The sequence below is a fragment of the uncultured Anaerotruncus sp. genome, from assembly GCF_902490045.1.
Lineage (GTDB): Bacteria > Bacillota > Clostridia > Oscillospirales > Ruminococcaceae > Anaerotruncus.
Genome location: NZ_CABUCJ010000109.1, coordinates 1 through 8,004, shown reverse-complemented (window position 1 = coordinate 8,004; position 8,004 = coordinate 1). Strand labels below are relative to the sequence as shown.

Below are 8,004 nucleotides of genomic sequence, written 5' to 3'. Positions count from 1 at the left end.
GTGAGGCGCACGCGCATCGGCTTGACCGATCGCGAGGTCAGTTGCGGTCTGGGGCCGCAACTGACGTGCGTCCTGAGGGCTCAACCTAGTCTCGGTTCTCCCAGCGTGTGGAGACGGAAGGCGCGGCGAAGCCGTCCGCGCCTCCACGCGTGTACCTCTGGTACGGTTCCGGAGGCTCTCCGGCAGAGGCATTGCGCCCGCGGCGCGGCGGCGGGCTGGTTGCTGTACACTCGTTCATTGATCCGTGTCACAGGCGCCGCCGACTTTGGCCGAAGGCCAACCGGAGGCGGCGCGGGGGTCAAGGGGGTCTCCCCTTGCGGCTTCTTTCCCCTATTTCTTGTCCGTACAAGAGCGCGGCCGCAGCCGCCGATCGAGGCCAACCGCCCGTAGGGCGGCTCTTAGGCCGAGACAATAGGGTCGCTGTCGGTCGACTACCGACAAACTGTGCCGCTCGATGAGCGGATGATCTAAGACTATCACCGGTCGACTACCGGCAGGTCCTCCGCCTGCTGGGCGGAAAATCCAAGACCGCCGCCGGGCGCAGCCCGACAATCTCCGCCGCTCGATGAGCGGCAAAAGAAAACGGGTTGCAACCGCGCCGCCGTTCGGGTACAATGGAGCGGTAACAACAGGAAGGGGGCCCCGCCATGTTCCAGATCATGACCCCGCAGGAGGCCGCCGCGCTCGTGAGCGACGGCGATACGATCGGCATCAACGCGTTTCTGTCCCTTGCAAACCCCTCGCGGCTGCAGGACGCGCTGGCCGCGCGCTATGCCGAAAGCGGCCACCCGAACGGGCTGACCCTCTACTGCGCGTCCGGCTTCGGCGGATGGGACGAGCGGCTGTGCGCCGATCCGTACATCGCCGCGGGCGCGGTCAAGAGCATCGTGGCGGGGCACTTCATGAGCATGCCGGCGGCGCTCCGGATGATCAGCGAAAACCGGATTGAGGGATACAACATGCCGCTCGGCGTGATGGCGCAGATGCAGCGCGCCGCGGCGGGACGGCAGCCGGGGGTGTACACCCGGGTGGGGCTCAACCTTTTCGTCGACCCGCGGCTCGAGGGCCCCGGCCTCAACGAGCGTTCCAAAGAGGCGTGGGTGAAGCTGGTTGAGGTGGACGGAGAGGAGCTGCTCTTCTACCGCGCGCCCAAATTCGACGTGGCGTTCATCCGCGGCACGGCCGCCGACCCCAACGGCAACATCACCTTCGACAAGGAGTGCGTCACGGCCGACGCGCTTTCGCTCGCGCAGGCGACCAAGGCGAACGGCGGCAGGGTGATCGTGCAGGTCGAGGGGCTGTCGCCCGTCTTTACCCGTCCGCGCAGCGTCATCGTGCCGGGGGTGCTCGTCGACGCGGTGGTCGTCTGCCCCGACCAGCACCAGATCATCAAAACCGAATACAACCCCTCCCTCTCGGGGGATATCCATGTGCCGCCCACGCATATGGACTACTGGATGGGGCGTCTGCGGCTGTCGGGAAAGCGCGGGGAGCAGGCGGCGAACCTCTCGCACGAGATTATCGGCGCGCGCGCCGCGAAAGAGCTGCGAGCGGGCGACGTGGTCAACATCGGCATCGGCATCCCCGAGACGGTCGGTCCGGCCGCCGCGCGGCTCGGACTGCTGGGCTCCCTGACGCTTACCGTGGAATCGGGCGGCATCGGCGGGCTGCCCGCGCCGGGGCTCGCCTTCGGCGCGACGATCGGCGCGGACGTCATTACGGACACCTCCCAGCAGTTCGATTTTTACGACGGCGGCGGACTGGATATCTGCTTCATGGGCGGCTTCGAGGTCGGAAGCGACGGCAGCGTCAACGCACACCGGCTGCCCGGCCGCCCGGCGGGGATCGGCGGCTTTGCGAATATCACCCAGTCGACCGGGCGGATCGTCTTCTGCGTCAACTTCACGGCGGGCGGCCTGGAGGTCGCGGTGGAGGACGGGAAGCTGCGCATCCTGCGGGAAGGGCGGGTGCGCAAGTTCGTAAGGGCGGTGCAGAGTGTGAGCTTTTCGGCGCTCAACGCCCACAGGTCGGGCCAGCGGGTGCTCTACGTCACCGAGCGGTGCGTCTTCCGGCTGGGGGAGCGGGGGCTCGAGATCTGCGAGATCGCGCCGGGGATCGACCTGCGCCGCGACATCCTCGACCTGCTCGACTTTGACGCGGCGGTCGCGGAGGACCTGAAAACGATGGACCTTTCTTTCGCGGAGGCGCGCCAAAATGACGCCGGATAAGCTGGCGGGCCTGCTTCCCGTGACCGCCGCGTACCTCGTATGGCTGTTTTTCGCATGGATGACCGCCTCCGGACGGGGAGGCACGCCCTCCCACCGGTCCATCCAAAAGGCGTTTGAGAAACGGCATCCCGGGCTCTTGCGAAAAATTGGGGCGCTCATCGGAGCCGTTGGCACGGCGGTCTATGTCGCCGCCCTGCTTGAGCTCCTCCGCTGATCTTTTTGTCCGCGCACCCTTGACATTCGCGGATGGAGCGGTTATAATAATCTTCGTGACATTTGCGGGGGGCACTGCGCTCAAATCCGCAGATGCGAACCCCGAAAACGCGACCGAACGGAGTGTGACGCATGAAGGTCGATCTCTCCAAACTGTTCGACAACCCGGGCGAGACGCAGGAATTTTCCGCGGCGCTGGACCTTGGGGACGTCAGGCGGTGGGGAAGCGGGCTGTTCCGCCAGCCTGTCAGGATCGCCGGCATCGCGCGCAACCGCGCGGGAATCGTGGACGTCGGCTATACGGTGGATTTCGTGCTCGAGACGGTGTGCGACCGGTGTCTTACGCCGCTCACCAGGCCCGGGCATCAGGAATTCTCGCACACGGTGGTTTTATCCCTGAACCGTGAGGACAACGATGAGTATATAGTAATACCGGACGGCAAGCTCGATTTGGCGGAGCTGGCGACCTCCGATATTCTCCTCGAACTCCCCACCTCGATCCTGTGCGGCGACGACTGTAAGGGGCTCTGTCCCAAATGCGGCGCAAACCTCAACGAGGGGGAATGCGGCTGCGACCGAACCGAGCGGGACCCGAGGCTGGACAAACTCCGGGAACTGCTGAAGGACTAGCTTTGTAACAAAAGCGGCGCCTGCTCCGGCTAACAGGCGCGGGTACCGGTAACATAACAGATTGAAGGGGGTGCCACAAGATGGCAGTACCAAAGAGAAAATCCTCGAAAGCGCGTAAAAACAAAAGGCGTTCCAACGTTTGGAAACTGGATGCTCCCGCATTCTCGAAATGCACCCATTGCGGCGAGCTGAAGGCTCCCCATAAGGTTTGCCCCAGCTGCGGTTACTACAAAGACAGGGAAGTAATCAAGGTCGAGGCGTAAGAGCCGAAAGCGATGTGCGACGGAGGTGGAAGTTTTCCACCTCTTTTTTCTTGTTTTCCAAAGGAGGAGCGCCCACCATGCCAGTTCTCATCCAGACCGTCGCCCCCGGGTCCCACGCGGCGCGCGCGGGCATCCGCCCGGGCGACACGCTGCTCACGATCGGCGGCCGCCCCATCAACGACGTGCTCGACTACCGGTTCTATATGACCGACCGGCAGCTCGAGCTGTCGCTGCTGCGGGGAGGCGCGCCCTATTCGGCGCGCATCAGGAAGGCGGAGTACGACGATATCGGTCTCGACTTCGAGACCTACCTGATGGACAAACAGCACTCCTGCAAAAACAGGTGCATCTTCTGCTTCATCGACCAGATGCCCCCCGGCATGCGCGAAAGCCTCTACTTCAAGGACGACGACAGCCGGCTTTCCTTCCTCTTCGGGAACTATATCACGCTGACCAACTTGACGGATGCGGATATTGACCGTATCATAGAGATGCACATCTCCCCCGTGAACGTGTCGGTCCACACGACCGACCCCGCGCTGCGGGTGGCGATGATGAAGAACCCCAACGCGGCCGGGTCGCTACGGTATATCGAGCGGCTGGCGAGGGCGGGCGTCCGCGTCAACACCCAGCTCGTGCTCTGCCCCGGCTGGAACGACGGGGAGGCGCTTGCAAAAACGCTCGCCGACCTGGGCAAGCTATATCCGGGCGTGCAGAGCGTCGCCTGCGTGCCGGTGGGGCTGACCAGATACCGCGAGGGACTGGCCGAGCTGCGGTCCTTCACCGCTGCGGAGGCCGGCGACACGATCGACCGCATCGAGGCGTTCCAGCGGGAGATGCTGGAGGGGCACGGCGAGCGGGTGGCCTATCCGTCCGACGAGTTCTTCCTGCTGGCGGGCCGCCCCATCCCGGAGGCGGGCTACTACGGCGAGTTCAGCCAGCTCGAAAACGGCGTGGGCCTGCTCTCCCTGCTGGAGGACGAGTTTTCCGGCGCGTTTTCGGACGACGACGGGGAGGCGGCCGCGGAGGGCGTCTTCACGATGGCCACCGGCAAGGCGGCCTACCCGCTCATCTCGTCGCTGGCGCGGCGGGTGATGGACCGCTATCCGGGCGTCGACATCCGGGTGCGCGCGATCGAAAACCGCTTTTTCGGCGAGAAGATCACCGTCGCGGGGCTGGTGACCGGCGCCGACCTCGCGGAGCAGCTCGGCGGAGGGGCGCTCGGCGACCGGGTGCTGCTGCCGTCGGCCATGCTCCGGCACGAGCGGGACAAATTTCTGGACGACATGACGCTCGGGGCGCTCGAAGAGGCGCTCGGCGTGCCGGTTCTGCCGGTGGACAACGACGGATACGAGCTCTACGCGGCCATGACCGGCCGCGCGGGCGTCTCCGCGGCAAAGGAGGAATAGCATGTCCAAACCGCTGATAGCAATCGTGGGCCGCCCCAACGTGGGGAAATCGACCCTCTTCAATAAACTGGCGGGCGCGCGCATCTCGATTGTGCAGGACACGCCCGGCGTGACACGCGACCGCATCTATTACGAGTGCGAATGGCGCGGCAAAACGGTGATGCTGGTGGACACCGGCGGCATCGAGCCCTATTCGGACGACCAGATCCTTTCGCAGATGCGCCGCCAGGCGCAGCTCGCGATCGATTCAGCCGACGTGATCATCCTCGTGGTGGATATCCAGTCGGGCGTGACGGCCAACGACCAGGACGTGGCGGTCATGCTCCAGAAGAGCGGCAAGCCGGTGGTGCTGGCGGTCAACAAGGCCGACCGGCTGGGCGAGCCGCCGCCCGAGTTCTACGAATTCTACAACCTCGGCCTCGGGGACCCGATCGCGGTGTCCTCGGTGCACGGACACGGCACCGGCGACCTGCTCGACGCCTGCTTTTCGCACATCGATTTCGACGCGCAGGACTCCTACGATCCCGAATATGTCCGGGTGGCAGTCATCGGCAAGCCGAACGTCGGCAAGTCCTCCCTCATCAACCGCGTGGCCGGGGAGGAGCGGGTGATCGTCTCGGACGTGGCGGGCACCACCCGTGACGCGACCGACACGGTGGTGGAAAACGCGTTCGGCAAATACGTCTTCATCGACACGGCGGGCATCGAGCGGTACAGCGTGCTGCGCGCCTATATGGCGGTCGACCGCAGCGACGTGTGCGTCATCATGCTCGACGCGACGGTCGGCTTCACCGAGCAGGACAGCAAGGTGGCGGGCTACGCGCACGAGCAGGGAAAGGGCTGCATCGTGGCGGTCAACAAGTGGGACGCCGTCGACAAGGACGGGCGCACGATGCAGGAGTACCGCAAAAAGCTCGAAAACGACTTTTCCTTCATGTCCTACGTGCCCTTCATCTTCATCTCCGCCAAGACGGGCCAGCGGATCGACAAGCTCTACGAGCTGATCAACTTCGTCAACGCCCAGAACGCGATGCGCGTCCCCACCGGGCGGCTCAACGACATGCTCTCCTACGCGACGGCGCGGGTGCAGCCGCCCACCGACAAGGGCAAGCGGCTGCGCATCTACTTCTGCACCCAGGCGACCACCCGCCCGCCGACCTTCGTCTTCTTCTGCAACGACAGGGAGCTGTTCCACTTCTCCTACCAGCGCTACCTCGAAAACCAGATCCGCTCCACCTTCGGGATGGAGGGGACCCCGGTGCGCATCGTGGTGCGCGAGCGGGACGACGGAAAGAAATGACCCGGCAAATAACGCTTTGAGGGTGTGATGAAATGAATATGTTTACCCCCCGCTTCTGGATGGCCGCGGCCGCGGCCGCGCTGGCCGCCTACCTGATCGGAAGCGTGAGCTTCGCGGTGATCGTCTCCCGCATCGGCGCGCAGGACGACGTGCGCAGGCACGGCAGCGGCAACGCGGGCATGACCAACATCCTGCGCAACTATGGCAAGAAGATGGCCGCCCTGACCGCCGTCGGGGACTTCGGCAAAGGGGTGGTGGCCGTCGCCCTCGGCCGGATCATCTTCCTGCTGCTGGGGGTCGCCGCCGTCGACGGCGGCTACATAGCGGGCTTCTTCGCGCTGCTCGGCCACCTCTTCCCCCTCTACTTCGGCTTCAAGGGGGGCAAGGGGGTGCTCACCAGCCTGGGCGTCGTGCTCATGCTCAACTGGAAGGTCTTTCTGCTGCTGGTGGTGCTGCTCGTTCCGGTAGTCTTCATCGTCAAGATCGTCTCGCTCACCGTGATCATCGGCTATGTGCTCTTTCCCATCTTCACGGTGGCCGTCGACCACTTCACCGGCCGGCCCTTCGGCTTCGACCTGCTCTTCGCTCTGCTGCTCAGCGGGCTGGGCGCGTTTATGCACCGCGAAAACATCAAGCGCCTTTTGAACGGCACCGAATACCGCTTCGGGCAGGATAAAAACAAGCGGGAATGACCTTCCGGCCGTTCCGCGCAATGTGTGTAAGGAGGAACCTCCATGGCAAACATCCTCATTCTCGGGGCGGGCGGCTTTGGGACCGCGCTCGCCGTCATGTGCGACAAGTGCGGGCACCGGGTCACCCTCTATTCCCCGTTCCAGCAGGAGATCGAAACCCTTTCCGCCGCGCGGGAGCATAAAAAGCTGCTGCCCGGCGTGATCATTCCCCCGTCTGTCGGGATGATCTGGCAGCTTCCCGAGCGGTCGGACGCCGACCTGGTCATCGTCGCGACCCCCTCCTTCGCCGTGCGCGGCGTCTGCGCCTCGGTAAAGGGGATCCTCTCCCCCGAAGCGGTCGTCTCCTGCGTGGCCAAGGGCTTTGAGCAGGAGTCGCTCAAATCGCTGTCGGTCGTCATCGCGGAGGAGCTGCCCCACAACAGCGTCGTCATGGTCTCCGGCCCCTCCCACGCGGAGGAGGTCGCGCGCGGCGTGCCCACGACCGTCGTGGCCGCCTCCCGGAACCGCGCCGCCGCGGAGTTTGTGCAGGACACGCTGATGAACCCCACCCTGCGCATCTATGTCAACGACGACGTCACCGGCGTGGAATTGGGCGGCGCGCTCAAAAACGTGATTGCGCTCGCCTCGGGCGCCTGCGACGGGCTGGGGCTCGGCGACAACGCCAAGGCCGCCCTCATGACCCGCGGGCTCACCGAGATCGCCCGCCTCGGCGTGGCGATGGGCGCCTCGACCGAGACGTTCGCCGGGCTCTCCGGCATGGGCGATCTGATCGTCACCTGCACCTCGATGCACTCCCGCAACCGCCGCGCCGGCATCCTGATCGGCAAGGGCCGTACCGCCCGGCAGGCGATCGACGAGGTTGGCATGACCGTCGAGGGCTATACCGCCACCAAGTGCGCCTACGAGCTCTCCCGGAAACGGAACGTCGAAATGCCGATCATCGAGCAGGTGTACGCGGTGCTCTACGAGGACCGCAGCCCCGACGAGGCGATCCGCAACCTCATGGACCGCCCCAAGCGCCACGAGTCGGAGGTCATCTGGCTTCTCAGCCGCTGAGGGTTTTCGTTGTTTGCCGCTCATCGAGCGGCGGAATCCTTCTGGGATTTTCCGCCCAGAAGGCGGCGGTTTTAGATGTTCCGCTCACCGAGTGGCGGAGTTGCCGGGTCCCGCCCCGGCGGGCGGGTCGACTTCTTGCTCGCCCAAGAAGTCGACGGAAGAAGGGCGCGAGGGGCTTTGCCCCTGCGACCCCGCGCCGCCTCCGGTTGGCCT

8 protein-coding genes are annotated in these 8,004 nt (G+C 65.0%); all 8 read left to right on the top strand.

Going from position 1 to position 8,004, the window contains the following annotated elements; all coding sequences use genetic code 11:
* The first annotated feature begins 647 nt into the window (after nt 1-647).
* Nucleotides 648-2,228 (top strand): CoA-transferase, encoded by a 1,581-nt coding sequence (locus tag RDM88_RS10350; protein WP_308754766.1) that lies wholly within the window; start codon nt 648-650, stop codon nt 2,226-2,228.
* Nucleotides 2,215-2,442 (top strand): hypothetical protein, encoded by a 228-nt coding sequence (locus tag RDM88_RS10345; protein WP_308754765.1) that lies wholly within the window; start codon nt 2,215-2,217, stop codon nt 2,440-2,442. Before RDM88_RS10350 ends, RDM88_RS10345 begins: the two co-directional genes overlap by 14 nt.
* Before the next feature lie 131 nt (nt 2,443-2,573).
* Nucleotides 2,574-3,071, top strand: a complete 498-nt coding sequence (locus tag RDM88_RS10340; protein WP_308754764.1) for a DUF177 domain-containing protein — start codon at nt 2,574-2,576, stop codon at nt 3,069-3,071.
* Nucleotides 3,072-3,151: 80 nt separating this feature from the next.
* Nucleotides 3,152-3,334, top strand: coding sequence for a 50S ribosomal protein L32 (gene rpmF, locus RDM88_RS10335; RefSeq protein ID WP_308754763.1), 183 nt, complete (start codon nt 3,152-3,154; stop codon nt 3,332-3,334).
* Nucleotides 3,335-3,348: 14 nt separating this feature from the next.
* Nucleotides 3,349-4,743, top strand: coding sequence for a DUF512 domain-containing protein (locus RDM88_RS10330; RefSeq protein ID WP_308754762.1), 1,395 nt, complete (start codon nt 3,349-3,351; stop codon nt 4,741-4,743).
* A gap of 1 nt (nt 4,744) precedes the next feature.
* Nucleotides 4,745-6,043: a ribosome biogenesis GTPase Der gene (gene der / locus RDM88_RS10325; protein WP_308754761.1), complete on the top strand. Its 1,299-nt coding sequence runs from the start codon at nt 4,745-4,747 to the stop codon at nt 6,041-6,043.
* 32 nt (nt 6,044-6,075) lie between these two features.
* Nucleotides 6,076-6,735 (top strand): glycerol-3-phosphate 1-O-acyltransferase PlsY, encoded by a 660-nt coding sequence (plsY, locus tag RDM88_RS10320; RefSeq protein ID WP_308754760.1) that lies wholly within the window; start codon nt 6,076-6,078, stop codon nt 6,733-6,735.
* Nucleotides 6,736-6,777: 42 nt separating this feature from the next.
* Complete coding sequence (locus RDM88_RS10315) at nt 6,778-7,791, top strand: NAD(P)H-dependent glycerol-3-phosphate dehydrogenase (RefSeq protein WP_308754759.1); 1,014 nt, start codon at nt 6,778-6,780, stop codon at nt 7,789-7,791.
* Nucleotides 7,792-8,004: the final 213 nt, after the last annotated feature.

Bases quoted from the DNA above. Each gene is read 5' to 3' on its own strand.
- RDM88_RS10350 (WP_308754766.1), top strand. From the start codon at position 648: ATGTTCCAGATCATGACCCCGCAGGAGGCCGCCGCGCTCGTGAGCGAC.
- RDM88_RS10345 (WP_308754765.1), top strand. From the start codon at position 2,215: ATGACGCCGGATAAGCTGGCGGGCCTGCTTCCCGTGACCGCCGCGTAC.
- RDM88_RS10340 (WP_308754764.1), top strand. From the start codon at position 2,574: ATGAAGGTCGATCTCTCCAAACTGTTCGACAACCCGGGCGAGACGCAG.
- rpmF (WP_308754763.1), top strand. From the start codon at position 3,152: ATGGCAGTACCAAAGAGAAAATCCTCGAAAGCGCGTAAAAACAAAAGG.
- der (WP_308754761.1), top strand. From the start codon at position 4,745: ATGTCCAAACCGCTGATAGCAATCGTGGGCCGCCCCAACGTGGGGAAA.
- plsY (WP_308754760.1), top strand. From the start codon at position 6,076: ATGAATATGTTTACCCCCCGCTTCTGGATGGCCGCGGCCGCGGCCGCG.
- RDM88_RS10315 (WP_308754759.1), top strand. From the start codon at position 6,778: ATGGCAAACATCCTCATTCTCGGGGCGGGCGGCTTTGGGACCGCGCTC.